Annotated in this window: 22 protein-coding genes; 7 read left to right on the forward strand and 15 right to left on the reverse strand. The window is 67.0% G+C overall.

Annotated features, from left to right (window positions below):
- Positions 1-1,031, reverse strand: a 1,031-nt coding sequence (locus MUN85_RS10065) for a hypothetical protein (protein ID WP_250506586.1), incomplete at its 3' end; no start/stop codon positions are given.
- 241 nt (positions 1,032-1,272) lie between these two features.
- On the opposite strand from MUN85_RS10065, the gene MUN85_RS10070 reads away from it, so the two are divergent.
- The 4 genes from MUN85_RS10070 to MUN85_RS10085 all read left to right on the forward strand — a co-directional run bounded on the left by MUN85_RS10070 (position 1,273) and on the right by MUN85_RS10085 (position 6,781).
- Positions 1,273-2,940: an HNH endonuclease signature motif containing protein gene (locus MUN85_RS10070; protein WP_250506587.1), complete on the forward strand. Its 1,668-nt coding sequence runs from the start codon at positions 1,273-1,275 to the stop codon at positions 2,938-2,940.
- Positions 2,941-3,237: 297 nt separating this feature from the next.
- Positions 3,238-4,575: an O-acetylhomoserine aminocarboxypropyltransferase/cysteine synthase family protein gene (locus tag MUN85_RS10075; protein ID WP_250506588.1), complete on the forward strand. Its 1,338-nt coding sequence runs from the start codon at positions 3,238-3,240 to the stop codon at positions 4,573-4,575.
- A gap of 8 nt (positions 4,576-4,583) precedes the next feature.
- Positions 4,584-5,732, forward strand: a complete 1,149-nt coding sequence (gene metX / locus MUN85_RS10080; RefSeq protein WP_250506589.1) for a homoserine O-acetyltransferase MetX — start codon at positions 4,584-4,586, stop codon at positions 5,730-5,732.
- A gap of 53 nt (positions 5,733-5,785) precedes the next feature.
- Positions 5,786-6,781: an alpha/beta hydrolase gene (locus MUN85_RS10085; protein WP_250506590.1), complete on the forward strand. Its 996-nt coding sequence runs from the start codon at positions 5,786-5,788 to the stop codon at positions 6,779-6,781.
- On the opposite strand, the gene MUN85_RS10090 is transcribed toward MUN85_RS10085, so the two are convergent.
- From MUN85_RS10090 to dtd, 9 genes are all read right to left on the reverse strand, one after another.
- The gene (locus MUN85_RS10090; RefSeq protein WP_250506591.1) at positions 6,764-7,789 is read right to left on the reverse strand and encodes a restriction system modified-DNA reader domain-containing protein; all 1,026 of its coding nucleotides are present in this window, start codon (positions 7,787-7,789) and stop codon (positions 6,764-6,766) included. The two genes, MUN85_RS10085 and MUN85_RS10090, sit on opposite strands and share 18 nt — an antisense overlap.
- Before the next feature lie 33 nt (positions 7,790-7,822).
- Positions 7,823-10,678 (reverse strand): FAD-binding and (Fe-S)-binding domain-containing protein, encoded by a 2,856-nt coding sequence (locus tag MUN85_RS10095; RefSeq protein ID WP_250506592.1) that lies wholly within the window; start codon positions 10,676-10,678, stop codon positions 7,823-7,825.
- Between the two features lie 63 nt (positions 10,679-10,741).
- On the reverse strand, positions 10,742-10,972 hold the full coding sequence (locus MUN85_RS10100) for a hypothetical protein (protein ID WP_092561871.1): 231 nt from the start codon (positions 10,970-10,972) through the stop codon (positions 10,742-10,744).
- A 2-nt stretch (positions 10,973-10,974) separates the two neighbouring features.
- Entirely contained in the window at positions 10,975-12,987 is a 2,013-nt protein-coding gene (feoB, locus tag MUN85_RS10105; protein ID WP_250506593.1) for a ferrous iron transport protein B, read from the reverse strand.
- Positions 12,984-13,247: a FeoA family protein gene (locus MUN85_RS10110; RefSeq protein ID WP_250506594.1), complete on the reverse strand. Its 264-nt coding sequence runs from the start codon at positions 13,245-13,247 to the stop codon at positions 12,984-12,986. Before MUN85_RS10110 ends, feoB begins: the two co-directional genes overlap by 4 nt.
- Before the next feature lie 125 nt (positions 13,248-13,372).
- Positions 13,373-16,081: a pyruvate, phosphate dikinase gene (gene ppdK, locus MUN85_RS10115; RefSeq protein ID WP_250506595.1), complete on the reverse strand. Its 2,709-nt coding sequence runs from the start codon at positions 16,079-16,081 to the stop codon at positions 13,373-13,375.
- A 215-nt stretch (positions 16,082-16,296) separates the two neighbouring features.
- On the reverse strand, positions 16,297-16,467 hold the full coding sequence (locus tag MUN85_RS10120; RefSeq protein WP_250506596.1) for a CsbD family protein: 171 nt from the start codon (positions 16,465-16,467) through the stop codon (positions 16,297-16,299).
- A 65-nt stretch (positions 16,468-16,532) separates the two neighbouring features.
- A complete protein-coding gene (locus MUN85_RS10125) occupies positions 16,533-19,142 on the reverse strand; it encodes an ATP-dependent Clp protease ATP-binding subunit (protein WP_092561860.1) in 2,610 nt (869 codons plus the stop codon).
- Between the two features lie 86 nt (positions 19,143-19,228).
- Entirely contained in the window at positions 19,229-19,657 is a 429-nt protein-coding gene (gene dtd, locus MUN85_RS10130; RefSeq protein WP_250506597.1) for a D-aminoacyl-tRNA deacylase, read from the reverse strand.
- Between the two features lie 43 nt (positions 19,658-19,700).
- On the opposite strand from dtd, the gene MUN85_RS10135 reads away from it, so the two are divergent.
- Complete coding sequence (locus MUN85_RS10135; RefSeq protein WP_250506598.1) at positions 19,701-20,093, forward strand: Rieske (2Fe-2S) protein; 393 nt, start codon at positions 19,701-19,703, stop codon at positions 20,091-20,093.
- Here the strand turns inward: MUN85_RS10135 and ygfZ are convergent.
- From ygfZ to MUN85_RS10155, 4 genes are all read right to left on the reverse strand, one after another.
- On the reverse strand, positions 20,090-21,202 hold the full coding sequence (gene ygfZ, locus MUN85_RS10140) for a CAF17-like 4Fe-4S cluster assembly/insertion protein YgfZ (RefSeq protein WP_250506599.1): 1,113 nt from the start codon (positions 21,200-21,202) through the stop codon (positions 20,090-20,092). The genes MUN85_RS10135 and ygfZ overlap by 4 nt on opposite strands.
- Positions 21,195-21,776 carry a heme-binding beta-barrel domain-containing protein gene (locus tag MUN85_RS10145; protein WP_250506600.1) on the reverse strand — a complete coding sequence of 194 codons (582 nt, stop codon included), beginning with the start codon at positions 21,774-21,776 and terminating at the stop codon, positions 21,195-21,197. The genes ygfZ and MUN85_RS10145 overlap by 8 nt, the downstream gene beginning before the upstream one ends.
- Positions 21,773-22,549, reverse strand: a complete 777-nt coding sequence (locus tag MUN85_RS10150) for a hypothetical protein (protein ID WP_250506601.1) — start codon at positions 22,547-22,549, stop codon at positions 21,773-21,775. The genes MUN85_RS10145 and MUN85_RS10150 overlap by 4 nt, the downstream gene beginning before the upstream one ends.
- A gap of 72 nt (positions 22,550-22,621) precedes the next feature.
- A complete protein-coding gene (locus tag MUN85_RS10155; protein ID WP_250506602.1) occupies positions 22,622-24,202 on the reverse strand; it encodes an HNH endonuclease signature motif containing protein in 1,581 nt (526 codons plus the stop codon).
- Between the two features lie 406 nt (positions 24,203-24,608).
- On the opposite strand from MUN85_RS10155, the gene MUN85_RS10160 reads away from it, so the two are divergent.
- Together MUN85_RS10160 and MUN85_RS10165 are read left to right on the forward strand one after the other, a co-directional pair.
- Positions 24,609-25,229, forward strand: a complete 621-nt coding sequence (locus MUN85_RS10160) for a DUF47 domain-containing protein (RefSeq protein ID WP_092561844.1) — start codon at positions 24,609-24,611, stop codon at positions 25,227-25,229.
- A gap of 1 nt (position 25,230) precedes the next feature.
- Positions 25,231-26,235 carry an inorganic phosphate transporter gene (locus tag MUN85_RS10165; RefSeq protein WP_250506603.1) on the forward strand — a complete coding sequence of 335 codons (1,005 nt, stop codon included), beginning with the start codon at positions 25,231-25,233 and terminating at the stop codon, positions 26,233-26,235.
- A gap of 9 nt (positions 26,236-26,244) precedes the next feature.
- On the opposite strand, the gene MUN85_RS10170 is transcribed toward MUN85_RS10165, so the two are convergent.
- Entirely contained in the window at positions 26,245-26,697 is a 453-nt protein-coding gene (locus MUN85_RS10170) for a DUF4825 domain-containing protein (protein ID WP_250506604.1), read from the reverse strand.
- Positions 26,698-26,745: the final 48 nt, after the last annotated feature.

Below are 26,745 nucleotides of genomic sequence, written 5' to 3' on the forward strand. Positions count from 1 at the left end.
GTCGTGGGACGCGGGGCCGGCGTGGTCGGACGCGGGGCCGGTGTCGGAGCCGCTGTCGTCGGGGCGGGAGCAGGGGTGGTGGGAGCCGCCGTCGTCGGGGCCGGTGCGGGGGTCGTCGGAGCGGGAGCCGTCGACGGAACCGGTGCCGGCGTGTAGGTGATTTCGGGACGCGGGGCCGTCGTCACCCGCGGGACCGGGCGGGTCCCGGCATCGCGCGACGCCGCATTGAGCTGATCCTCGCGGGTCTGCTCCTGGATCCGCGCGTAGGCCACCTGTGATTCTCGCTCTCGGCGCTGCTCATCGAGCTGATCCTGGCGTTCGCGCTCCAGCTCGATGGTCGTTTGGCGCTGCTGGGCAAGCTGCGCGATCAACTCATCGCGACGCTGGGTATATTCGCGCTCCTGCGAGTTTGCCCGGTCAAGAGCTGCGGAGGCTTCGAGTCGACGCTGTTCGGCGAGGTCGGCGGCCGCCCGGGCTTCATCGCGCGCCTGAGACGCCTGAGCTTCGAGCATGTCGGCCACGGCTTCAACGCCGAGGAAGGACTGAAGCACGTCGCTCGTACGGCTCGTGAGCGTTCGGGTGAGGTGCTTAAGCGTCGCAAGCTCTTGGAATGTCGTCTCGGCAACATACGGTGCAGCGCCACTGACGGGCACCGAGCCCTTGCGATACAGATCGCGTGCTTTGACTCCGAGTTCACCGCGAGCTTCCTCGACAGCCGCGCGGGCCGCTGCAGCAACCTTGGCCGCCTCGGTGGCGCGCGCTTCGGCAGCGAGTCGGCCATCGTCAGCCAGCAGGTACTCTTCGGTCGCGATCTGGGCATCGATGCCCGTGTTCTCGGTGGTGCTTGATAGCTCGGCGAGCGCAATCTCGAGCTCGGCAATTTGCGACTCGGTGGAACGTTCCGCCTGCCGGGATTGATCAATATCGTCGTTCGACGGGGGCGCCGCGACCGCCATGGGCACGGCGAGGCCTGAAATCGCAAGGGTTAGCCCGCAAATGCTGGCCAGAGAGCGGGTTAGCGTGATTCGCACGGCCACACGTCCTCCGAGGGGATTGAGGGTCTCTCGGCGCGTCGTCTTGACGACCGACAACTAAGTACGCTTCTAAGCGTATGCGAGACTGGACGCAAGGGGAACACCTGTCTCGCTAGTCACACACTACACGATCTTCTCTTTTGTCACACAAACCTCAGTTGTCACAGTTGCCCCACTGTTCGAACGCAGGCCACGTACCTGACGTGGGCGTGTCAGTGGTCGATGATCCAATAGTTTTATGACCACAGAAGTTCCTCAGACTCCGGGTGAAGCACCGGAGCCGGCTGACCAATTGCGTCAGTTCGCGGAGATTTCTGTGCGCTCTTTTGCCACTGTCAATACGATGATCGACGGCGCGCAGATCCTGACCGAGACGATGTCGTATTCCGAGGCTGATCCCGGACTGCACATTAAAGCTCTTGCCGAGGCGTCCCGCGCCAAGAACCGCCTCCATGCCGTCGAACTCCACCATGCGTACCTAGCGGCCCAGTCGAATGAGTATCACTACGCTGACCGCCACGGCATGATCTGCACCGCCGCAGAGGATCTTGGTCTCGTCCTTGGCATCTCCGCCACCCAGATGAAGCACTTCATCAAACGGGGCACGACGTTCTTTGACCACCTGCCCATCCTTGTCGAGGCGCTCAACGAAGGCCGCATATCGCCCGACAAGGTCACCATGATCACCAACAAGCTGTGCGATCTCCCAGCGCCCATCACCTTTGAGGTTGAACAGCAGATCATCGACGTCGTCGACGTGATGTCCTGCAGCGAGTTGCGTCATCTGATCGACAAGATCCTCATCGAGATCGATCCAGACGACGCTGACGATCGTCATGCGCGCGCGGCCGCGAGCCGCCGAGTCACTCGCCCGCAGCGAGGAAACGATGGCATCTCCTTCATCCGCATCGCAATGCCCGATGAACAGGCCGCCAGCTTTGACACGGCCCTCGAAGCCGCGGTCGACGCTGCGATAAAGGCCGGCGATTGCCGCTCCCGCTCTCAACTCCGCGCCGATGTCCTCGCCTCCTGGGCGATCTTCGCTATGCGTGAGGGATGGACATTCACGACCGATTGCGGCGAGCCGGTCGAGGTACCGCCAACGAAGATCAACGTCACCATCCCTTTCGAGGTCCTGCTACGCGCCCTGCCAGGCTTCACCCCGCCGCCAAGCTACGTTGAAGCCTTCGTCCATGACGTCCTCGGCGACGATGACGACGATGATCTCGAGGCATCCCCGGCTGTCACGACCACCCCAACCTCCCCCACGCGCCTCGAGGGCAGCGATCCACCCACCCAGGGGGCGGCGCCCGCACTCATCGCGGCGCCACCAAGTCCCCCGCCGCCGCCCGAACCCGAGTCATGGACCAGCAACCCGATACGCCCCGTATCGGGACTGACCCAGGCCGCCTGGATCGAGGGCTACGGCTACATCTCCCCCACGCTCGCGCTCATCCTCGCGCAGGGCGGCCAGTGGCGACGCATCGTCACTGACACCCTCACGGGCGCCCCGCTCGATATCGGCCGGGAACGCTACCGTCCCCCAGCCGCGATCACCGCGGCTGTGCGGACGCGGGATCGGATGTGCCGCCGGCCGGGATGCGCACGGGCAGCAGCCCACTGCGAGATCGATCATGTCAAGGCCTTCAGCGAGGGCGGGACCACCTCGGTCTCCAACCTCTGGCTGCTCTGCGGCCGGTGCCACCGCACCAAGACGATGGGCGCGGCACGCATCCTCGAAGTCAACGACGATGGCACCCGGACGTGGGAGACAAAATCGGGGACCTTCACGATTCCAGCTGCGCCTCGGCGCAAGCACCACCACCTCGAGCTCAGCGAGCTCACCCAGGCGCAGGCACGCGAGAAACTCGCGGAATACGATCCCGACGCGCCCATCCCCTTCTAGCCGAGCGCTCCGGCATATCTCACATGGTGAACCGGCATTGGCTCACTGAGCGTCACTGCGGCTAGAGTCACACACATGTTCTGCAACCGTCGAATGTGCCGCTGACGCGGTCTTTCGCCTGCCCGCCGTCAGTTCTTTAACGGCCTGGGCCTGCAGCAAAGAATCCACACCCCCTCGGGCATAGCTATATCTGGATTCTTGATCGACCGTGTCACCCCAGGATCGGGAGCGGCCGGACCGTAACCCGGTCCAGCCCGGCCCCCCAGCCCCCCCGCTCATCCGAACTGAGGACCCACCATGACTTGGAACTTTGAAACCCGCCAGATCCACGCCGGCCAGAGCCCCGACGGCGATACCGGCGCCCGTGCCCTTCCGATCTACCAGACCACCTCCTACGTCTTCGACTCGGCCGACCAGGCCGCCAACCGGTTCGCGCTCGCCGAACTCGGCCCGATCTACACCCGCCTGAACAACCCGACCAACGAGGTCGTCGAAAACCGGATCGCCAGCCTCGAAGGCGGCGTCGGCGCGCTCCTCGTCGCCTCCGGCCAGGCCGCCGAAACCCTCGCTATCCTCACGATTGCCCAGCAGGGCGACAACATCATCTCCTCGCCCTCGCTCTACGGCGGCACCCGGAACCTCTTCGCCAACACCTTGCCGCGCTTCGGCATCGAGATCCGCTTCGTCGACAATCCCGATGATCCCGCCGCCTGGGAAGCCTTGGCCGATGAGCGTACGGTGGCCTTCTTCGGCGAGACCATCCCCAACCCCAAGGGCGACATTCTCGACATCGAGGCCGTGGCCGACGCTGCCCACCGCGTCGGCGTACCACTCATCGTCGACAACACTGTTGCCACCCCCTACCTGCTGAGGCCCATCGAGTGGGGCGCCGACATCGTCGTGCATTCCGCGACGAAGTTCCTTGGCGGTCACGGCACCGCCATCGCCGGCGCAATCGTCGACGCCGGAACGTTCGACTTTGGCGCGGACCCGGCGCGCTTCCCGCGCTTCAACGATCCGGATCCGTCCTATGGCGGCCTCGTCTACGCCCGCGACCTCGGCCCGGACAGCCCCTTTGGCGCGAACGTCTCCTTCATCTTCAAGTGCCGGATCGAGGGCCAGCGAGACTTCGGCTTTGCCATCTCACCGTTCAACGCCTTCCTCATCGCCCAGGGCATCGAAACGCTCTCCCTGCGGCTTGACCGGCACATCGACAACGCGCGCAAGGTCGCCGAGTATCTCGAAGGCGCCGACGGCGTCGAGGCCGTACGTTGGTCCTCCCTACCGTCCTCGCCGTACTACGAACGCGCCCAAAAATACACGCCCAAGGGTGCGGGCAGCATCGTGGCCATCGACCTCGAGGGCGGCCGCGAAGCCGGCAAGGCCTTCATCGACGCGCTCACCTTGCACTCCCACGTCGCCAACATCGGCGACGTTCGCTCGCTGGCCGTCCACCCCGCTTCGACGACGCATTCGCAGGTTCCCGACGAGGGCCTCGCTGCCGCCAGCATCAAGCCCGGCACGGTGCGACTGTCGGTCGGGCTCGAGCACATCGACGATATCCTCGCCGATCTCGATGCGGGCCTAGCGGCCGCGCGCGCCACTACGCAGCCCTCCATTCAGGCGATTGCGTAGGCCCGGTCATGCACGAACCAGAAAACACCGCTACGATCCCCGCGACCGGGGCCTGGCGCACCGGCGATGACCCGGGCGAGCGGCGCTTTGCCGACCTCGGCACAGTGCTGCTCGAATCGGGCGAGTCCCTGCCGGTGACGCTCGCTTTCCAAACCTTCGGCCAGCTGAATGCCGCGCGCGATAACGCGGTCCTCATCTTGCACGCACTCACCGGCGATACGGACGTGCCCACCTGGTGGCCCGGCATCGTCGGTCCGGGCAAGATCATCGACACCGATCGCTACTTCGTGCTCGCACCAAACATCCTGGGCGGCTGCCAGGGCTCCACGGGGCCCGCGTCGTTAGCCCCCGACGGACAGCCGTGGGGCGCACGTTTCCCGCAGATCACCGCGCGCGATCAGGTCCTTGCCGAATCGCTCCTTGCCGATCAGCTCGGCATCGCGCGCTTCACCCTTGTTGTTGGCGCCTCCATGGGAGGCCACCGCGCCCTGGAATGGGCGATCTCCAGGCCGGAGCGTGTCGCGCGATTGGCGGTGATCGCTTCGGGAGCGCGCACGACGGCAGATCAAATCTCACTAGGTCATACGCAGCTGCTGGCCATCTATGGCGACCCGAATTTCGTTCACGGCAACTACTACGACCGCTCGCCGGGAACCGGGCCCTGGTACGGGCTCGGCCTCGCCCGCCGCATCGCGCACATCTCCTACCGCAGCGCCTACGAGCTCGATCAGCGCTTCGGGCGGATTTCCCAGGGCAGCGAGGAACCCCTCGCGGGTGGGCGCTTCGCCGTCCAGTCCTACCTCGACCACCACGGTGCCAAGCTCGCCCGCCGCTTCGATGCGAACTCCTACATCACCCTGACGCGAGCCATGCTCACGCACGACGTGGGGCGCGATCGCGGGGGCGTGCGTGAGGCCCTATCCCAGATCACCGCGCGCACCCTCGTGATCGCGATCGATTCCGACCGGCTGTTCCCGCTGGCCGAATCCCAGCTGCTCGCCGAGGCGATTCCCGACGCCTTCCCGCTCGCCCTCATCACCTCCGACTACGGGCACGATGGCTTCCTCATCGAGACGGACGCCGTCGCCACCCAATTGGCTCGGCTCCTGACACCGGTGGCGGCGAAACGTGAGCAAGGTCAATGCGTGCTGGATTAGTGTCACACCCGGAGGCGATTCCGGTCCCGGCCCCGGCACGCGACAATGGCTAGGTGAGTATTCAGCCTGCCGAAGCTCCCGTCGACGCCTGGGGTAGCGACCTACTCGGGTGCGGTTTCCAAGCCCGTACCCTGCCGCTGCTCGACGACGATGAGGGCGCCTGCGTGGCAACCCTCGTGCGGCACGTCGCCGCGGAGGACAGCAAGGCGCTGCCGGGGACGCCGTCGAGCCCGCACTTCGCGATGCTCTACGTGCACGGCTGGAACGACTACTTCTACCATCCGCACCTCGCCCGTGACGTGGCGCGCGCGGGCGGCGCGTTTTACGCCCTCGATCTGCGTAAATACGGCCGCTCGCTGCGCAGCCATCAAACCCGCGGCTTCATTACGGACCTCGCTACCTACGACGAGGACATCCACGAAGCCATGAAGGTCATCCGCGCCGAACACGGTTTCGGCATGGACGTCGTCATGATGGGCCATTCCACCGGGGGACTCACCGCCTCGCTGTGGGCGGACCGGCATCCCGGCGCGCTGCGCGCGCTCGTCTTGAACTCCCCGTGGCTCGCGCTGCAGGGTTCAGCGCTGCTGAAGCTCGTCTCACAGCCCGTCGCCGATGTCGTCGGCCGGCGCAACCCCAAACGCATTTTCCCGCTGCCGGATAACGGGTTTTACTACCGCAGCCTGCAGGAACTCGGCTGGCAAACCAATGACCAGTGGCGCACGATGCCCTCGGCTCCGGTGCGCGCGGGTTGGCTTTCGGCGATCCTGGCCGGGCACGCGGCCGTCGCAGAGGGGCTGGATATTTCTTGCCCCGTCCTCGTCATGACCTCCGGCGCGACCGATTTTTCGCTGTCATGGTCCGAAGCGCTGCTCGGCTCCGATACCGTCCTCGACGTCAAAGAGATCGGCCTTGCCGCCCTCAAGCTCGGGCCGCTCGTTACGGTCGCTCGATTCGAGGGGGCGATCCACGACGTATTCCTCTCGCGCGAGGACGTTCGCGCCTTCGCCTCCGGGGAACTGCGCCGCTGGCTAGGGGCGTACGTCTAGCTCGTCGGCCTCGTCGAGCTCATAGCGGGCGTCATCCAGGTTCGGGCCCGCCTCACCAAAACGCCACACGCGCCAGCCATCCACATCATCGCGGCCCGAGACCGCGCACGCCGCCGCCGACGGGTCGCGGTACTCATCGCCGTTTTCAAGCACGAGCTCGCCCGTCACTCGCAGCGTCGCCTCGTGGCTGACGCCCTTGCGTAGCTGCAGCCACGTCAATCGGGTGTCCTCCCCCAGGTACTTCGCGATCGCGAGCAACGTACGGGCCGCCTCATCCATCGGGGCGGTATAGCTCGGCTGGCTGGGCTCTGCCGCCGATTCCTCCGGTTCGGTTTCCATCGTCCCGGTCGCTTCGACGTCGCCGTCGGCCTCGTCTTCTTCGGGCGCGACGGGCGCGAACTCCTGCGCGGAGGCCAGCAGCTCGACCTCCTTGGTCGCGCGCCCCAACATGACCATCTGCGAGCGGGCAGCGAGCGGCCCGCGCACGGGCGCCACATCGATGAGGCGACGACCATCGCCGAACTCGCGCAGGCTCAGTTCGTAGACGTCAACGCCCGAGCCGGACAGCAATTCGAGCGCGGGGCGAACATCGTCGGTGATGTGATCGGCGACGATGACGACGCGCGGACCCGCCGGGGTGCGTGGCGGCAGCGATTCGCGGAACTCGTTCCAATCCCTCCGAAAGGCGCCCTGCCCCGCGGGATACATGGCGGCCAGGTCGAGCCAGCCGAGGGCGGCCCAGTTACCGGCGCGCGAAAGCGCAGCAACGAGGCTTGCAGCATTGAGTTCCTCCAGGACCTCGACGGTGACGACCTGGCCGGAGGCGTCCATGCTGAGCAACTGTGCCTGCTGGCGCTCTTCCCAGACGACTGGAAACAGCGGCCGGCCGACGAGCTCGAGGACCTGATCCTTGACCGCTCGCAGCATCTGAGAATCGAGCCGCGCGCTGCTCGTATGCCCAAAGCGGGCGGGAATGAGGTGACCGGAGTCGAACTCGAAAAGAGACATCTTCACAACCCTGCTGCTATTGGAATCGTTGTTCTATTGTGTCATGCCGCGCGAGCCTTGCAGAAGTGCAGCGAGGTGAATTGCGCGGCGATCCGAGAGCTGCGCGATCTGGGTTCGGCAGGAGAACCCGTCGGCCAGCACGAGCGCATCCTCGTGCTCGCGCAGCGCGGGTAGCAGCGCGGTTTCGGCGACGGCTCGCGAGACCTCGGCGTGGTCGGCCTCCATGCCGAAATTGCCCGCCATCCCGCAGCATCCGGTTATCGTGGTAACTTCGGCGCCGGCGTCGGCGAGGAGCTCGTGGTCGGCCTGCCAGCCCATCACCGCATAGTGGTGGCAGTGCGGCTGGGCGAGGATTCGAACGCCGGTGAGGTCCGGCGGCGTGAAATCCGTCGGCCCCAACTGCGGGTGGGTGAGGAACTCGGCAAGGGTGAAGGTCATAGCGGCGACGGCGCTCGCGCGCGGGTCCTCGGGATTGAGCGCCGGTAGGTCATCGCGAAGGGTCGCTAGGCAGCTGGGTTCGACGCCAACGATGGGCACGCCATCGAGCGCGAGCGGTGCCAGGGTTTGCAGCAGGCGCTGCTGGCTCGCGCGAGCCCGCTCGAGCTGGCCCGTCGTGACGTAGGTCAGCCCGCAGCAGGCGTCCTCGGGCGCGAGCAGGACGGTGTAGCCGAGGTCGGAAAGGAGCTCGATCGTTGGTTTCGCGCCATCGGAATCGAGCAGGTGGGAAAACGTGTCGGCCCATACGATGACGAAGCGTTCGGTGCGCTGGCGCCGGGCGGCGCGGTGACGGAACCAGCGCGTCAGGGAGACGGATTCGAGGTCGATGAGCTCGCGGGAATCGGCCATCCCGGCCGCGCGCAGCACGAGGCGTTCGAGCGGCCGGATCCGGCGCACGGCGCGAGCCGCGGCGGCCGCGACCGGCGGCCCGAGAGGGGTGGCGGTCAGCAGCCGGATGAGGCGCGGCAGCCAGCCGAGCGTGTAGTGGGTGCGCGGGCGACGCCGCCCGGCGTAGATCTGGGAGAGCACCTCGGACTTGTAGCGCGCCATGTCGATGCCGGTGGGGCAATCCGAGCTGCAAGCCTTGCACGCCAGGCACAGGTCGAGCGATTCGCGCACCGCGTCCGAATCCAGGGCGTGGACGAAGGAGCCGTTGGCGACCTCCTGCAGGATCCGGGCGCGGGCGCGCGTCGTATCCTTTTCGTCGCCGGTGGCCCGAAACGAGGGACACATGACGTGCCCGGGCGAGGTGACGCGACATTTGCCGACCCCCGTGCAGCGGTGCACGGCGCGGCCCAGATCATAGCCGTCGGAGCCGAGCGTGAAACTGCGGGAGATAAGCGGCTGCCCCTGCGGCAGGCGCAGGTCCTTTGCCAGCGGCGCGGGATCGGTGATGACGCCCGGGTTGAGGATGGCGTCCGGGTCGAACAGGCGCTTGACCTCGGCGAAGGCGGTCAGCAGCGCCGGGCTGTACATCGCGGCGAGCACCTCGCTGCGTGCGCGGCCGTCGCCGTGCTCGCCGGAGATGGAGCCGCCGTGGCGCGCGATGATGGGGGCCATCGCGTGCATGAAGTCGTCCATGATGCGCGCGCCATCCGGCTCATCGAGGGGGAAGTCGATCCGCACGTGGACGCAGCCATCGCCGAAATGGCCGTAGATGAGCCCGTCGAGGCCGAAGCGGCCGAGCTCCGCGGTGAAATCGCGCAGGTAGGCGCCGAGGTTTTCCGGCGGGACGGCCGCATCCTCTAGCCCGGGCCAGGCGGGCTTGCCCTCCGGGGTGCGGCCGCCGAGGCCGGCACCGTCGGCGCGGATCTTCCACAGCGCCGCCGCCGCGGCGCCCGGCGGGTAGAGCGCGGAGTCGATGGCGTGCGAATTCTCCGCGAGTTCGCGCGCTCGGGCGCGGGCCCGGGCCGGGTCTCCCGTCGGATCGGCGACCTCGACGAGCAGCCAGCCGCCGCCCTTCGGCATCGCGGGCACGGCGGATGCGCCCTTGGCGGCAATGACGTAGTCGACGAGCCGCGCGTCAAAGCCCTCGATCGCCGTGACCGCCGTATCGAGCAGGCGCGGCACGTCATCGGCCGCGGCTATCATGTCCGGGTAGCCGAGCACGAGCAACTGCGGCTGGCGCGGCGCCGTCACGAGCGCCAAGCGCGCCCGCGTGACGACGACGAGACTCGCCTCGGTGCCGACGAGCATCTTCGGCAGGTCAGCGCCCCGCTCCGGTAGCAGGTAGTCGAGGCTGTAGCCCGAGACCTGCCGCGGAAACGTTCCGAGTTCGGTGCGGATTTCGGCGAGGTAGCGCCGCACGATCTGATCGAGTCCGGCAACGCTGCCGAGTTCTCCAGCGCGCGCGGTAAACGTCCGGCCCGTGCCGTCGATGCAGTCCAGCTCCAGGATGTTATCGGCCGTCTTGCCGTAGGCGACAGCCCGCGGCCCGCACGCGTTATTGCCGATCATGCCGCCGAAGGTTGCGCGCGTCCACGTCGAAGGATCGGGCCCGAACCGCAAGCCGTGGGGCGCCGCCAGTATCTGCAGGCTGCCCATGACGACGCCCGCATCGACGTCGGCGACGCGCTCGTGTGGATCGAGGCCGTGAATCGTCGTGAGATGGCGGGAGGTATCGAGCACGAAGCCGTCCGAAATGGCGTTGCCCGCGATCGACGTGCCGGCGCCTCGCATCGCGATCGGGACGCCGTGTTCGCGCGCGAACTGGATCGTCGCGACGATGTCCGCCACGTCCCTCGGATAGATGACGGCGGCGGGCAGCAGCCGATAGTTGCCCGCGTCGGAGGTGTACTCGGCGCGCCGGCGGGGGTGCGTCTCGACCGTCCCGGACAGCTGCGGGCGCAGCCGGGCCGCGAGCTCGACTCGCCACTCGCGCTGCTGGATCATGCTCCTAGTGTGGCACCGCCGGGCGGGCCGATGCGCCCCGGGCCGGGTAGTGGACTGCGGAGGCTAGCGCTTGGGGGCGAAGAAACAGCCGGCGCAGCCGGGGCGCATCTCGGCCTCGGGATTCGCCCCGGGGCAGGAGCTGCAGCCGGGCGCACCGGGCTCGCGAACCTCGATCAAGCCGAGGCGCTCATAGTGTTCGGCGGCGAGCGCGGCGACCTCGGGCGAGTAGCCGGCTTCGCGGCCGGCCTGGGCGATCGTCGCGCCGCGTCGAAACGCGCTCAGCATCGAGGCCACGGCTACCACCAGAGCCTTGCGACGTTAAAGATGCCCACCGACAGCACCCAGGCGAGCGCGAGTTGGACGAGGAGCGCGGCGCCCGTGATCTTGAAGCCCAGCATGCGGCGCTGTTCGGCGAGCGTTGCCAGGCACGGGGTGTAGGCCAGGACGAAGACGAGGAACGCGAGCGCCGCCGCCTTGCCGTGGCCGCCGGAGGACTGATCGAAGTTCGCGCGGATCTTCTCCCCCAGCGTGCCGGCCTCGTGCGGGTCCTCGGGTTCGTCGACGGCGAAGGACTGCGCCATGTTTCCGACGACGACCTCCTTCGCGACGAAGCCGGTGATGAGCGCGGAGGACGCCTGCCAGGAGCCGTAGCCGGCGGGCGCGAAGGCGGGGGCGATGCCTTCGGCGACGGTGCCGTACAGCGAGTCTTCGACGGGAACGTCGGCGATGCGGTGGCCGCCCGTAACCGGGATGGCTTGCAGCAGCCAGACGAGCGTGAGCGTCGCGATGATGACGCTGCCGGCGCCGGTGATGAACGCTTTGACTCGCCGCCAGGTCGAGGCGGCGAGCGCGGCCAGGCGCGGCAGCTGGTAGGCGGGCAGCACGAGCAGCAGCGGCTCGTTGCGGCTCTTGGCCTCCCCCACGATGGCGCGCATGACGAGGCCACCAAGGACGATGAGGAGGATCGAGACGAGGTACATCGCGAAGATGACGTTGCCGGCCGCGGAGCCGAAGAACGCGGTGGCGAGCAGGATGTAGACGGTCAGGCGCGCGGCGCACGAGGCATAGGGCACGAGGATCGCCGTGATGAGGCGCTGGCGAGCGTTTGGCAGGGTGCGGGTGGCGGCCAGCGCCGGCAGGTTGCAGCCAAACCCGACGATGAGCGGCATGATGGCGCGCCCGTCGAGCCCAATGAGACGCATGGCGCGGTCGGCGGTAAAGGCCGCGCGCGCGAGATAGCCGGAGTCTTCCAGGATCGCGATCGCGGCGAACATGATCGCCATAAGCGGGACGAAGGACAGCACGGTTCCCACGCCCGCGAGGATGCCGTCGATCAGGAAGCCGTGCAGCCACGGCACGTCGATCCCCAGCCCGCCAAGGACGGCGACGACGCCGGAGGTGACCGGGCCGGTGACGAGCGATTCGGCCCAGTCCATGATCGGCTCGGCGACGGCCGTCGTGAGCTGGAAGAGCGTCCACATGAGGAAGAGGAAGACGGGGATGCCGATGAGCGGATGCAGCAGGAAGCGATCGATCCGGTCCGAGCGGGTGGCGGAGCCGCGGCCGCCATCGGCCCCGATCGCGCCCATGATCGATTCCACCCACGCGAACAGGTGCTCGGCCTCGGCGAGTTCCTCGGCGAGCGGGGCAGCGCCCTCGCGCGGGACGTCGGGGGCCGCGGTTGCCGGCGGGGTGCAGCACGAGGACGTGCCCGCGCACCGGCAGCCGGGCTCGGTTAGTACGGGGATCTCGGGCGTCTCGCGCGGGGCGGGCGTGAAACCGCAGACGAATGACGGGCTCGCGAGCGCATCGGCAACGACGGCGGCCAGCTCGCTCATGCCGGCGCCCGTGCGCGGATTGACCGCGACGACGGGGATCGCGAGGGCGGCCGCGAGGCGCTCGGCGGCCACGGGTTCGCCGGAGGCCTCGGCAATATCGCCCATGGTGAGGATGCCGACGACGGGCGTGGCGAACTGGGCCACCTGGCCGAGCAGATAGAGCGAGCGGGCCAGCGCCGTCGCGTCGAGCATGACGAGCGCGAGATCGGTGCCGGGCGCGGCAATCGCGTCGGCCGTCACCTGCTCGTCGGGCGATTTGGCGAGCAGCGAGTAGGTGCCGGGCAGGTCGATGACGCGGGCCCCGAGCGCGCCCCACGTGCCGCTGAACATTTCTACCGTCGTGCCGGGCGCGTTGCGCACGTCCTGGTGGGAGCCCGTCATGCGGTTAAACAGCGTCGACTTGCCCGTGTTCGGGTTGCCGACGAGCATAAGGCTCGCGGTCTTGTTCTTCGGCGCGCTCTCGAGCGTCATGGCTGGATCTCCTCGACGCTGATGTGCTGGGCGGTGGCGCGGTCGATGGCTACGCGCGAGGTGCCGATGGCAAGGACGAGGCCGCCGAAGGCGCCCCGCTGGGCGATCCGGATGACCTGCCCGACGCGCAGCCCCATCTCGCGCACGCGCAATCGCGCTGCGGGCACCACGTCGATGTCGGTGATGCGCAGCGAGCCGGCGGGCAGCCGGCGGTGCAGGCCGCGCCGCGGTGCGGCGGCAATGAGCTGAGCAAGTGTCACCTTATTAAGGTAAGGCCATCCTTGCCTTAGGCGAAAGGGCTTTGGTCCTACAGGCGGCACACACAAAAACCGCCCGGCCTCTCCAGGCGCTGGAGCGGAGAGGCCGGGCGGCGGTCGGGGGCGACTTAGGCGGTCGCATCGCCTCCGGATTCGACGGCGGCACGGCCCGCTTCCAGGCGCGCTACCGGCACCCGGAAGGGCGAGCAGGACACGTAGTCCAGGCCCACGCGGTGGAAGAAGTGGATCGAGTCCGGATCACCGCCGTGCTCGCCGCACACCCCGAGGTGGATGTTCGGCTTGACGGCGCGGGCCCCGTCCACGCCCATCTTCACGAGGGTGCCAACGCCCCGCTCGTCGATCGATTCGAACGGCGAGACGCCGAAGATCGAGGCTTCCTGGTACTCGTCGAAGAACGCGGACTCGACGTCGTCGCGGCTAAAGCCCCACACCGTCTGCGTCAAGTCGTTCGTGCCGAAGGAGAAGAAGTCCGACTCGTCGGTGATCGACTCGATCGTCACGGCCGCGCGCGGCAGCTCGATCATGGCGCCGATCGGTAGATCGACCTCGATGCCGGCCTCTTCGGCCACTTCCGCGAGGATTTTTTCTGCGCGTTCGCGCACGATCTGCAGCTCACGAACGGAGCCGACGAGCGGCACCATGATCTCCGGCTTCGGATCGCCGCCGGCCTTCTTGCGTTCGACGTAGGCCTCGGCGATGGCGCGGATCTGCAGCCCGAACATGCCCGGGATCTTCACGCCCAGGCGCACGCCGCGAAGGCCGAGCATCGGGTTGGCTTCGTGCATGCGGAGCACGGCCTCCAGCAGCTTTTCCTCGCGGGAAACGTCCTCGCCGCGTTCCTTGCCCAGCGCGACCTTGACCGACAGGTCGGTCAGGTCCGGCAGGAATTCGTGCAGCGGCGGGTCGATGAGGCGCACCGTCGTAGGCAGGCCGTCCATCGCCTCGAAGATCTCGATGAAGTCCCCGCGCTGCAGCGGCACGAGCGCCTCGAGCGCCGCGTCCTGCTCCTCGGCCGTTTCGGCCAGGATGACGCGCTCGACGTAGGTGCGCCGATCGCCGAGGAACATGTGCTCGGTGCGGCACAGCCCGATGCCCTCCGCGCCGCGCTTGCGCGCCGCGATGGAGTCCTCGGGCGTATCGGAGTTCGCGCGCACCCGCAGGCGCCGTACCTTATCGGCGTGCGTGAGGATGCGGTCCACGGCGTGGACGAGCTCCTTGGTCTCCTCGTCGTGGGCCTGCTCGAGCGCCGCGTCCAGGCCGTCGGCGATGTAGGTCATGACGGGCGAGGGCACGACGGGCACATCACCGACGAAGATCTCGCCGCTCGTGCCGTCGATCGCGATGATGTCGCCGCGGGTGAGGACGGTATCGCCGACGCGCAGCTCCTGCTTGGCGGCGTCGATCGTCACGGCTTCGGCGCCGACGACACACGTCGTGCCCATGCCGCGCGCGACGACGGCCGCGTGCGAAGTCTTGCCGCCGCGCGAGGTCAGCACGCCGATCGCGGCGATCATGCCGGGCAGGTCGTCCGGGTTGGTCTCGCGGCGCACGAGGATCGCATCGCGCCCCGCGGCCCGCGCTTCTTGAGCCTGCACCGAGTCGAAGGCGATCTCGCCGACGGCCGCGCCCGGGGAGGCGGCCATGCCCTTGGCGAGCAGCGTCTTGTCGGCGTCCTCATCGAACTGCGGGAACATCAGCTGGCTGAGCTGGGCGCCCGTGACGCGCTCGATCGATTCGTCGACGGTGATGAGTTTTTCGCCCACGAGCTGGGTGGCGACGCGGAAGGCCGCCGCCGCGGTGCGCTTTCCGACGCGGGTCTGCAGCAGCCACAGCTTGCCCTTTTCGACCGTGAACTCGATGTCACACAGGTCGCGGTAGTGCGTCTCGAGGCGGCGCATCGCGGCGCGCAGTTCGTCATAGGACTTCTTGTCGAGCTTCTCAAGCTCGGCCAGCGGCAGCGTGTTGCGGATACCGGCGACGACGTCCTCGCCCTGGGCGTCTTCCAGGTAGTCGCCGTAGACGCCCGAGTGGCCCGTCGCGGGGTCGCGCGTGAAGCACACGCCCGTGCCGGAGCCTTCGCCGAGGTTGCCGAAGACCATGGTGCACACGTTCACGGCCGTGCCCAGGTCGTGCGGGATGCGCTCGCGGCGGCGGTAGAGGACCGCGCGCTCGGTGTTCCAGGAGTTGAAGACGGCCTCGACGGACTTATCGAGCTGTTCGCGCGGATCCTGCGGGAAGTCCGCGCCGGAGTGCTCCTTGGTGATCTGCTTGAACGTCGCGACGAGTTCCTTCAGGTCCTCGGCGCTGAGCTCCGGGTCGCTTGCGATGCCGCGCGCCTCCTTCAGGTCATCGAGCGCGTTAGCGAACAGGTCGCCGTCGATGTCGAGAACCGTCTTGCCGAACATCTGGATGAGGCGACGGTAGGAGTCCCACGCGAAGCGCTCGTTGCCCGACAGCTTGGCAAGCCCCTCGACGCTCTGGTCGTTGAGCCCGATGTTGAGCACCGTCTCCATCATGCCGGGCATCGAGAATTTCGCGCCCGAGCGCACCGAGACGAGCAGCGGATTGTCGTTGTCGCCAAAGCCGCGGCCAATGGCGGCCTCCACCTCGCGCAGCGCGGTCGTGACCTGGACTTCGAGCTCTTCGGGCATCGAGCGGGTGTCCATATAGGAGCGGCACGCGTCGGTCGTGATGGTGAAACCGGGCGGAACGGGCAGGCCCAGGTTGGTCATCTCGGCAAGGTTTGCACCCTTGCCACCGAGCAGGTCTTTCTGCTCTTTGTCGCCCTCGCTGAACATGTAAACGTACTTCGGCATGGTGAAAGCCTCCAGCGCCTTTCGGGGTAGTGACGAACCTCGTTGCGCGTCACGCCCCCCAGCCTACCCAGTGACCGCTTTGACCGTGGCAGGACCAGTGACCCACGGGCGATCGAAAAAACGTGCTAGGCGCAATCGGTGTGGGACGGATAAACGGCGGCGCCCCGCCTCACGAATTCGTGAAGCGGGGCGCCGTGTGAGTAGGAACAGTTGGCTTACTTGAACGCGTCCTTGACGTTCTCGCCGGCCTGCTTGGCGTTGGCCGCAGCCTGGTCCTTCAGGCCTTCGGCTTCCATGGACTTGTTATCGGTGGCGTCGCCGACGCCTTCCTTAACCTTGCCCTTGGCTTCCTGAGCCGCGTTCTTAATCTTGTCTCCCAGACCCATAAGGTTCTCCTTTCGTCGGTGACAGTACTTTCACGCTAGCCCCAGGCGGCCGCCTTCGCATCTTTTTACCCGACGGCGGGCCCGGAGCTCGGGCGGGCGTCTTCGGGCTGGCCGTCGGTTGCCGGCTCGTGATCCGAACCCGAGCCGTGTTCGACCAGCATGGAGCGCTGCGCGGCGATGTCCGGATCCCCGATGTGGGGGGCCCGCACCGGCGGCAGCTCGTCGACATCTTCGCCGCGGAAGATGAACTCGCCGAGCACACCTTCACCCTGCGCATCCACGATGACCTTCTGGCCGGCCTTGATCTCTCCGAAGAGGATCTTTTCCGACAGGACGTCTTCGATATCGCGCTGGATGGCGCGGCGCAGCGGCCGGGCGCCGAGGACCGGATCGTAGCCGCGTTCGGCCAGCAGATCGCGGGCGGCGTCCGTCAGCTCGATCGTCATCTCCTGCTCGCGCAGTCGCTCGTCCAGGCGCGCGATCATGAGATCGACGATGCGGCGGATCTCGTCCTTCTTCAGCTGCGGGAAGACGACGATCTCATCGACACGGTTCAAGAACTCGGGCCGGAAGTGCTGCTTGAGCTCTTCGTTGACCTTGGACTTCATGCGCTCGTAGTCGGTGGCGAGTTCACCGTGGGCCTGGAAGCCCGTCATGACGCCCTTGGCGATATCGCGGGTGCCGAGGTTCGTCGTCATGATGATGACGGTGTTCTTAAAGTCCACGAGGCGACCCTGCGAGTCGGTCAGGCGGCCGTCTTCCAGAATCTGGAGCAGCGAGTTGAAGATATCCGGGTGGGCCTTTTCGACCTCGTCGAACAGGACGACGGAGAACGGCCGGCGGCGGACCTTTTCGGTCAGCTGGCCGCCCTCGTCGTAGCCGACGTAGCCGGGAGGCGAACCGAACAGGCGCGAGGCGGTGTGCTTCTCGCCGAACTCGGACATGTCGAGCTGGATGAGGGCGTCCTCATCGCCGAACAGGAATTCGGCCAGCGCTTTGGCCAGCTCGGTCTTACCGACGCCGGTGGGTCCGGCGAAGATGAAGGAGCCGCCGGGGCGCTTCGGATCCTTCAGGCCCGCGCGGGTGCGTCGGATCGCCTGGGACAGGGCCTTCACAGCGATGTCCTGACCGATGATGCGCTTGTGCAGCTCGTCTTCCATGTGCAGCAGCTTGGTGGACTCGGCCTCGGTGAGCTTGAAGACGGGGATGCCGGTGGACTGGGCGAGCACCTCGGCAATGAGTTCCTCATTGACCTCGGCGATCTCGTCCATATCGCCCGAGCGCCACTTGTTTTCCTTCTCGTTGCGCGCGGCAATGAGACGGCCTTCTTCATCGCGCAGGGCGGCGGCGCGCTCGAAGTCCTGATCATCGATCGCGGACTCCTTTTGGCGCTTGACCTCCTGGATTTGGGCTTCCATCTCGCGCAGCTCCGGCGGCGCGGTCAGGCGGCGGATGCGCAGGCGGGCGCCGGCTTCGTCGATGAGGTCGATGGCCTTATCGGGCAGGTGACGATCCTGGACGTAGCGATCGGCAAGGGCGGCCGCGGCCTTCAGCGCGTCGTCGGTGATGGACACGCGGTGATGCGCCTCGTAGCGATCGCGCAGACCCTTGAGGATCTCGACGGTATGGGCAACCGTGGGCTCCTGGACCTGGATCGGCTGGAAGCGACGCTCCAGGGCCGCGTCCTTTTCGATGTGCTTGCGGTACTCATCGATCGTCGTCGCGCCGATCGTCTGGAGCTCGCCGCGGGCCAGCATGGGCTTCAGGATCGAGGCCGCGTCGATGGCGCCCTCGGCGGCGCCCGCCCCAACGAGGGTGTGGATCTCGTCGATGAACAGCACGATATCGCCGCGGGTGCGGATTTCTTTGAGGACCTTCTTCAGGCGCTCTTCGAAATCGCCGCGGTAGCGCGATCCTGCGACGAGCGAGCCGAGGTCCAGCGTGTAAAGCTGCTTGTTCTTCAGCGTCTCGGGCACGTTGCCGGCGACGATGTCCTGCGCGAGGCCTTCGACGACGGCGGTCTTGCCGACGCCGGGCTCGCCGATGAGGACGGGGTTGTTCTTGGTGCGGCGCGACAGAACCTGCATGACGCGCTCGATCTCGTTATCGCGGCCGATGACCGGATCGAGTTTGCCCTCGCGGGCGGCCGTCGTGAGGTTGCGGCCGAACTGGTCGAGCACGGCCGAGCCCGCGGGCTGATCGGCGGCGGGGCCACCGGAGGCGACGGGTTCCTTGCCCTCGTAACCGCTGAGCAGCATCATGACCTGCTGGCGCACGGCCTGCAGATCGGCGCCGAGCTTTTGCAGCACCTGGGCCGCGACGGATTCGCCCTCGCGGATGAGGCCCAGCAGGATGTGCTCGGTTCCGATGTAGCCGTGGCCGAGTTGCAGGGCTTCGCGCAGCGAAAGTTCGAGGACGCGCTTGGCGCGCGGGGTGAACGGGATGTGGCCGGAGGGCGCTTGCTGGCCCTCCCCGATCATGTTGATGACCTGCTCGCGGACGGCCTCCAGCGAGATGTCGAGGGCCTGCAGCGCGCGGGCAGCGACTCCCTCGCCCTCGTGGATGAGGCCGAGGAGCACGTGCTCGGTCCCGATGTAGTTGTGGTTGAGCATCCGCGCTTCTTCCTGCGCGAGGACGACGACGCGGCGGGCGCGATCGGTAAACCGTTCGAACATCTGCTCTCCTTGGGTGCTAGGGGCGTTGTTCGATGGTATCCAGGCCAGCCAGCCGGCTGCTCATCTGTTCGCCACAGGCGTGAGGGTTACGGGCTTTCCACGATCAGGGTGACGGGCCCGTCGTTGATGAGGCTGACCGCCATGTCAGCTCCGAAGACGCCGGTGGCGACCTCGATGCCGCGCTCGCGCAACAGCTGCGCGACGCGTTCGATCAGGGGTTCGGCGACGTCGCCGGGGGCGGCCTTCGAGCAGGAGGGTCGGCGGCCCTTTTTCACGTCGGCATACAGCGTGAACTGGGAGACGATGAGGACGGGGGCGCGAAGATCGCCGACGGATTCTTCGTCGCCCAGGATGCGCAGATCGTGAATCTTGCGCGCCATCCACTGGCATTGCTCCTCGCCGTCATCGTGCGTGGCGCCGAGCAGGACCAGCAGGCCCGGGCGGGTGATCTCGCCGACGATCCTCGAATCTACTTCAACGCTCGCGCGCGTGACGCGCTGCAACACACCTCTCATGGCAGGCAGTCTAGTGGGCCCAATTGCGGCGCATAATAGAACTATGACCTCTGCCATCACTCGCCGCGCCGCCATTGCCGCTTCCGCTGCCGGACTCGGGGGCGTCCTCGTCGCCTGTTCCGGCTCCTCACAACCGGCCGGTGAGGCGGGCGAAGTCCTTGGCACGACGGCGGATTTCACCGACGACGCCTTCGTCACGCGCACCGCTGCGGGGGCGGATGTCGTCGTCGTGCGCGACGGCGAAAAGGTGCGCGCATTTTCCGCGACGTGCCCCCACGCCGGGTGCATCGTGCGCATGAAGGACGGCGTGCTCGACTGCCCGTGCCACGGCTCGCTGTTTAATGCCGCGTCGGGCGAAGTCGAGCGCGGACCGGCAACGCAGGCGCTCTCGCCGATCGAGGTGCGCCTGGACGGCGATAAGGTCGTCGTCGCCTAAAACTTGCCGAGGCCGCCGAGCGTCGGGGGCTTCTGCAAGCCGCGATCGCGCACGCCGCGTAACTCATCGCCCGGGCGAGTCTCAGGCCGGGCCGCGCTGACGCCCTCGGGGCTCACAATGATCTCCTGCTTGGCGGGGACCTCATCGACGAGGAGTTCGGCGTCCGCGGGCGTGTTGCGCTTGAGCAACGCGAGGGCGATGGGGCCGAGTTCCGGGTGGCGGATCGAGCTCGTGACATGCCCGACGCGCTTGGCGCCGAGGCTCACGTCGCTGCCGGGGGCCGGGAGGTGTTCGGCGCCACCGTCGAGGTGCAGCAGGGTGAGGCGCCGGGGTGGACGGCCAAGGTTCACGACGCGAGCGATCGTCTCCTGGCCGGCATAGCAGCCCTTGTTCAGGTGCACGGCGGTGCGCAGCCAGTCGAGTTCCATGGGGATGGCGCGCTCATCGACTTCGCTCGCGAAGCTCGGCCGCCAGGAGGCGATGCGGGCGGCCTCGTTGGCCCACGTGCCGGCGATGGCCTCGGGGTGGGTTGCCGCGAAGTCGGAAAGCGCCTCCTCGGTGGTGAGCGCGAGGGCGATCGGTTCAACCTCGGGTTCGACGCCCGGCGGAGTGAAGGTCGTGCCGCCGGGCACGTGCGGCCACGGATCGCGCCAGATGGCGGTGACGTCAAGCGGCGGGGCGTCAATCGCGGCGCCCGCGAGCACCACGACGGTGCCGGGCGCCTGGGTGATCGTGACGCGCGCGGCGAAGACCATGCGCTGCAGGTGCTCGAGCGCGGCCGAGAGCCCGGCCCGGTCGACGTAAGCGAGGACACGCTCGCCGTCGTCGATGATCCGCAGCTGGGCGGTGATGTGCCCGTTGGCGGTGAGGATCAGCGCCTCCGTCGGGGTTCCGGCAGCCAGCTGGTTCAGGTGCTGGCTGGACAGCGTATGCAGCCAGGTGAGGCGGTCCTGGCCGGAGATCTCGATCGCCGCGAGGTCATTGCGGACGACGATCGCGCACCCGGCGAGAAAGTCGCGGTATTCGTGGACAGGGCGGCCGCGGTGAAGCAGCAGATCCGGCTCGGCCTCGGACATGACGGCGCCGTCGAGGTGGGACAGGTCAAACATCGGTGGGCTCCTCGTGATCGGTGCGGACCAGGCGCACGGTGAGGTAGGGGGCGAGCTCGTTTCCGAAGGCCGCCATGGCGGCGGACCACATGAGCTCGCCATCGGTGAGAAGGTAGCGGCGCTCCAGTTCAGTGACGGGTGCCGCGGTGGCGGTGGCCGCGATGGCGGTGGCGGAAAGGGCCGCGACGTTTTCGCTCGCGCGGCCGGCGAGCGCTGCGGTAAATCCGGCGGGATCGGCGAGCATCCCCTCGATATCGTGCGGCGCGGGACCGCCGACGGCGTCCGGGCGCAGCCGCAGGTAGAGCGTCTCGGTGCCCCACACGTCCTCGGTCGTAAGCGCTGCGAGTCCCTCGCGCGCGCTCGCATCGGCGGCGATGCTGCCGGCCGGAGCCGAGGCGGTATAGAACGTGGACACGGCGATGAGGTAGGGGCCGCCATCGTGGGTGACGGTGAAATCGTGGATGAGGACCTGGTGTTCGACTCCGCCGCCGCTGAAGGCTCCCCAGCCGCGCCAGGTGCCTAGCAGCCAGGCCAGGGGTGCAATCTCGATGCCGGGCTCGCCGTTGTTCGTCATACCTCTACCGTAGCGATTGCGCGCGCCACGATATAGACGACGATGCCGGAGGCAAGGACCGGGAGCAGGGCCGCGGCGATCGCGGGGCGTACCCGGCGCGAGGCCGGAAACATGCCGAACAGGATGTGCATGCCGGTATAGAGCACGCCCACGCTGAAGCCGGTGATGAGGCCGGGAAGCCAGCCGACCGAGGGGAAGATCCAGCCGACCCCGGTCCCGATGCCGGTGGCGAGCAGCGTGGCGAAGTAGGCCGAGACGGCGCGGGGAAAGACGATGGAGCCGATCGTCGCGCCGGTGAGCGAACAGGCGCCGACGAGGATCATCGCCATGGGCAGCGGATGGTTCAGGGCGTCGGTCTCGCCGTAGCGGGTCACGACGGTCACCCAGCTGGCCCCCAGGGTGACGACGATGACGCCGGTCACCGTCGCGGAGACGGATTCCACGAGCCGGGGCCTGCCGTCGGTGCGCAGCATTTGGTGGACGAAGGAGGCAATGACGCCGGCCGCGAGCACGATGGGCAGCAGCCGGAACTGGTGGGTGGTCACGGCGATTATGAGGGCTCCGAGGCCGGATAGTGCGATGACGGTGGAGGCGCCGCGCTGGGCGGGAATGCCGAGGAGGCGCGGCCAGCCGGCGGTGAAGAAGGCGACGGCGACGGCAAGGATCGCCGCGATCGTGATCCCCTGCGCGTTGTTCTCATGACCGATGAACGCGGTGAGCGCGAGAGTCGCGGATGCGGCGGCGGTGACTCCCCCGCGCATGGGTGCGGTCATCAAGGCGCGTCAACTCCATTTCCGTTCTCGGGTCAGGATCTATTGTGCCTTATCGACAGGTGACTGCTTGCGCTAGGCAGCGTCCGGGAATGGCAGCGGGAGTGCATCGTGGCTGATCCGGCGAAACGCGCGCGCGGGATAGCTCGTATAGGTGCCGGTGGGTGTTTGCCACACGCGCGAGCCATCGGGGCGCACCGCAATGAGGTATTCCCCGGCGGCGGACTTTCGGCGATGGCAGCGTTTGCACAGCACGAGGAGATTGCCAACGCTCGTGCCGCCACCGTCGTGCCACTCGATGACGTGGTCGAGCTCACCGCGAGCGCGCGAATCACAGCCCGGGCCTTGGCAGGCCAGGTCGCGTGCCCGCACGGCCGCTTCGATCGCTGCCGGTGGGCGATACCGGTGACGGCCGACGTCCAGCGGGACGCCACTCGGCCCATCGGTGATGATCCGCTGCCACGTGCCGCCGGCGGCCAAGAGCGCTCCGAGTGCGGGGGCGATCGGTCCATAACCTTCGACCCACGCGGCCTCGGTCCGCCCGACTGGCCGCCCGAGCGCGTCCCGGCTTAGCTCGAGGATCTGGCGGCCATCGCCGAGGAGCTGAGCGGTTCGCTCGGCCGTTTCGGCATCGCCGTCGTATAGATCAGCCAGCACTGCCGCGGGTGCGCGGTGCGGATCCCAGCCGGGCAGGAGGCGCGCGAGGACCTCGAGCGGCACGGTCACGGCGATCTTGGTCGGCGGGATATGGACCGGGTCGCCGCAGGTCGTCGTGAGGTGGGCGCCGGTTTGCAGGGCTGTGATCGCCCAGCTCGCAAGGACGTCGGCGCGCAGCTGATGATAGGTACGGCAGTCCCCCGCCGTCAGGGCCGCGCGGGCCGCGACATCGAGGGCGTGATCGATACTGGCACTCTGCTCGGCGGTGAGGTCCATCCGCATCAGCGCCATGCCGTGGGCACGCGAGCGCGGCCGACTGACCCGGCGGCGCTCGCTGGCATCGGCATGCAGTTCATTGGCCGTGTCAGGATCGAGTTCGATCAGGAGCCGCTCGATGTCTTTTCGGATTTCGCTCACCGTGCGGACGCTGGCGTGGCTGAGTGCCACGCTTTCGACCGCGTGGGCGAGATGCGGCGGGACCCCGCGCAGCCCGTCGGCCAGGACGATGGCTTTGTCGAGGGAGAGCTCCCCGGTATCCAGGGCGGCGGCCGTATGTGGCAGGTGGTCATAGATCTGGGCAGCGGCGCCCAAGAGTTTGCCGGCCTTGTAGGTGGAGATGCCAAGCGAGCGTGCCAGCTGCTCCCCCGTCGTGTCGAGCCCGCCGGCTGGGTCATCGAACATGAACGCGCGGGAGGCTTGCGCATGCATGGCGTGGCGCAGCAGGGCGGCGTGCGCGCGGTTGATGAGGCGGGCGACCTGGCCGGCCGCGACGATATGAGTCATCCCACTGGCGTCATCGCATGCCGGCGACTCGGCGAGGATTTGCACGGGCTCGAGCATCCGCTCCACGACCTGGTAGCTGTGGACAAGCGCCTGTCGCACCTCGGTATCGCGCGCGTGATTGGCCCGATTGTGGCGCACGTAGGCCTCATGGGCCGTCTCGACCTCGAAGTCGAGGAACTCTGAGTCGTCTTCCGGTGGTTGGGTGTCCGGTTCCATGATGCCTCCAGCGTGATCGACGTGTGGGAAGTCAATCACCTCGCCATGACACGGGCGGAAACTGCGTGGGCTTGTCCACATTGGATGGCGGGGCTGGGCACCTTGTGCATATAGTTCTTCAGTCCCGGATCGGCAAGCCCCGGGCTCCAACATTTGCCGCTTCGAGCGGCCTCGCGCCGTCAGGCGCCTGCCGGTCCGGGGCTTTTTCATGCCATCGGTGGTCTCGCTCTCACCGGTGTCGGGACGTAAGTACCAGATGGCATTAAGTCGGCGCGCGAGGTGACCCAAATGTGAACGGGACCCTAATGGCTGGTTGCAGGTTTTCTATGACTTTCGCCGATCGTGATCTACCCTGGTTGCGGATGTGGCCGACCGCCTGTCCGCCCGTCACCATTCAGGAGATTCCGTGCGATTTCGAGTAACTCCCCACGACAGTTCATTCTTCGACATCATGGCCGAGACAGCTGACTGTCTCGTGCGTGGATCCGCGCTTTTGGTGCAGATTCTGAACGCTGACATGAAGGACCGCAAGGAACTGGCGGCCAAGCTTCACGAGGTGGAAAACGAGGCCGATGGCTTCACCCACAAGCTCTACCAGAAGCTGAACCAAACGTTTGTCACGCCACTGGATCGTGACGACCTGTACCTTCTCGCATCCAATATGGATGACTGCATGGACTACATGGATGAGGCCGGTGACCTCATCGTGTTGTACAAGATCGGTGAGCTGCCCAAGCGCGTCGTTGCCCAGGTCAACGTCCTGCAGCGCTGCGCCGAACTCACCGCGGAGGCCGCTCCCCGACTGCGCTCGATGGATTCGCTGCGCGATTACTGGGTGGAGATCAACCGGCTCGAAAATGAAGCCGACCGGGAATACCGTCGCCTGCTTGCCGACCTTTTTGAGAAGGAAGACGATCCCAAGCGGATCATCAAACTCAAGGACATCATCACGTCGCTGGAACGTGGCGTCGACGCCTTCGAGCGGCTCGCCAACGCCGTTGAGACCATCGCGGTGAAGGAGTCCTAAGGTGGATTTCGCTGGGGTGCTTGTCATCCTCGTCATCGTCGTAGCCCTCGTCTTCGACTACACCAATGGCTTCCACGACGCCGCCAATGCGATCGCTACCTCGGTCTCGACGCGGGCACTGACCCCGCGTGCGGCGTTGCTCATGGCGGCCGTCATGAACCTCATTGGGGCGCTCCTGGGGACCGGGGTGGCCGAGACCATCGGCTCTGGCATCATCTCCGCTCCCGAAGGGGTGCATGGGCTCACGATTGTCTTTTCTGGCCTCGTGGGTGCGGTCGTGTGGAACCTCATCACCTGGTGGTTCGGGCTGCCTTCCTCGTCCTCGCACGCGCTGATCGGTGGCCTTGCCGGCGCCGGTCTAGCGAGCGCTAGCCAGGTGCACTGGACGGTCATCGGGGAAAAAGTCGTGATCCCGATGGTGGTCTCCCCCCTCGTCGGCTTTGGCCTCGCCTATCTCGCGATGGTCGGACTCATGTGGTGGCTCAAGGACGTGGCCTACCGCCCAGCGATGCGCCGCTTCCGGCTCCTGCAGACGATTTCTGCCGCTGCGATGGCCCTAGGCCACGGCCTGCAGGATGCGCAGAAAACGATGGGCGTGATCTTCCTGGCCCTCGTCGCCCATGGCTGGGCGAATCCGGGCGATGGCATCCCCTTGTGGGTCAAGCTCGCCGCGGCTTCCGCGATCTCGCTTGGCACCTACTCCGGTGGCTGGCGCATTATGCGGACCCTCGGACGCAAGATGATCGAACTCGACCCGGCTCGTGGCTTCGTTGCTGAAACGGTGGCCGCCGGTGTGCTTTATTCGACCGCGTTCTTGTGGCACGCCCCGGTTTCCACGACCCACACGATCACCTCGGCGATCATGGGTGTCGGTGCGACGAAGCGGCTGTCGGCGGTGCGCTGGGGTGTCGCGGGCAATATCGCAGTCGCGTGGGTGCTGACGATCCCGGCAGCTGCCGGCGTCGCGGCGTTGATGTACTTACTGTTTACGCCGATTCTCGGCTAACAGATCTCGTCATCGCGAGACGCGTTCGGAAATGAATTTTTCGAGCGCGTCTTTTGATTCCCCCAGTTTTTTCACTGAGTATCCGAGCGCTTCGGAGGCTTCATTCTCGTCCAGCCGGAACGTGTCATTGCCGCTGGAGATCTCGACATAGTCGAGGTTCTTGATCAGCCCGAGAGCTTCCGTCGCCTTAGTCATCACCGTGCTGTCGGCAACGGCTCCCTTAATTTCATCAAAGCGGAGCTTCAAGCCGTGGGGTACCTTCTCGGTATCGAGTTCGATGGTGTATTTGCCGAGATCGTCGAAGCCGATCTGATCGAGGAGCTGGGTGACCTTGGAGTTATCTCCGATGTAGTCCACGCGGTGATCGAAGAGGTCACCGGCACCGCCGCCTTGTTCGGCGCAGCCTGCCAGTGCGATCGCGCCAGCCAAGAGCGCGGCCGAAAGAGTCCGTGCCAGTTTCATTTCTCCCCCACGGTCATGAATTGTGGTGGTGACATCGTAGCGCCGATG

This window comes from Bowdeniella massiliensis (assembly GCF_023634005.1).
Classification (GTDB): domain Bacteria; phylum Actinomycetota; class Actinomycetes; order Actinomycetales; family Actinomycetaceae; genus Bowdeniella; species Bowdeniella massiliensis.

Excerpts from the sequence above, each read along its gene's own strand:
- metX (WP_250506589.1), top strand. The coding sequence starts at position 4,584 with ATGCACGAACCAGAAAACACCGCTACGATCCCCGCGACCGGGGCCTGG.
- MUN85_RS10125 (WP_092561860.1), bottom strand. The coding sequence starts at position 19,142 with ATGTTCGAACGGTTTACCGATCGCGCCCGCCGCGTCGTCGTCCTCGCG.
- MUN85_RS10095 (WP_250506592.1), bottom strand. The coding sequence starts at position 10,678 with ATGATCCAGCAGCGCGAGTGGCGAGTCGAGCTCGCGGCCCGGCTGCGC.
- MUN85_RS10170 (WP_250506604.1), bottom strand. The coding sequence starts at position 26,697 with ATGAAACTGGCACGGACTCTTTCGGCCGCGCTCTTGGCTGGCGCGATC.
- dtd (WP_250506597.1), bottom strand. The coding sequence starts at position 19,657 with ATGAGAGGTGTGTTGCAGCGCGTCACGCGCGCGAGCGTTGAAGTAGAT.
- MUN85_RS10120 (WP_250506596.1), bottom strand. The coding sequence starts at position 16,467 with ATGGGTCTGGGAGACAAGATTAAGAACGCGGCTCAGGAAGCCAAGGGC.
- MUN85_RS10150 (WP_250506601.1), bottom strand. The coding sequence starts at position 22,549 with ATGACCGCACCCATGCGCGGGGGAGTCACCGCCGCCGCATCCGCGACT.
- MUN85_RS10145 (WP_250506600.1), bottom strand. The coding sequence starts at position 21,776 with ATGACGAACAACGGCGAGCCCGGCATCGAGATTGCACCCCTGGCCTGG.
- MUN85_RS10155 (WP_250506602.1), bottom strand. The coding sequence starts at position 24,202 with ATGGAACCGGACACCCAACCACCGGAAGACGACTCAGAGTTCCTCGAC.
- MUN85_RS10090 (WP_250506591.1), bottom strand. The coding sequence starts at position 7,789 with ATGTCTCTTTTCGAGTTCGACTCCGGTCACCTCATTCCCGCCCGCTTT.
- feoB (WP_250506593.1), bottom strand. The coding sequence starts at position 12,987 with ATGACGCTCGAGAGCGCGCCGAAGAACAAGACCGCGAGCCTTATGCTC.
- MUN85_RS10070 (WP_250506587.1), top strand. The coding sequence starts at position 1,273 with ATGACCACAGAAGTTCCTCAGACTCCGGGTGAAGCACCGGAGCCGGCT.
- MUN85_RS10135 (WP_250506598.1), top strand. The coding sequence starts at position 19,701 with ATGACCTCTGCCATCACTCGCCGCGCCGCCATTGCCGCTTCCGCTGCC.
- ygfZ (WP_250506599.1), bottom strand. The coding sequence starts at position 21,202 with ATGTTTGACCTGTCCCACCTCGACGGCGCCGTCATGTCCGAGGCCGAG.
- MUN85_RS10075 (WP_250506588.1), top strand. The coding sequence starts at position 3,238 with ATGACTTGGAACTTTGAAACCCGCCAGATCCACGCCGGCCAGAGCCCC.
- ppdK (WP_250506595.1), bottom strand. The coding sequence starts at position 16,081 with ATGCCGAAGTACGTTTACATGTTCAGCGAGGGCGACAAAGAGCAGAAA.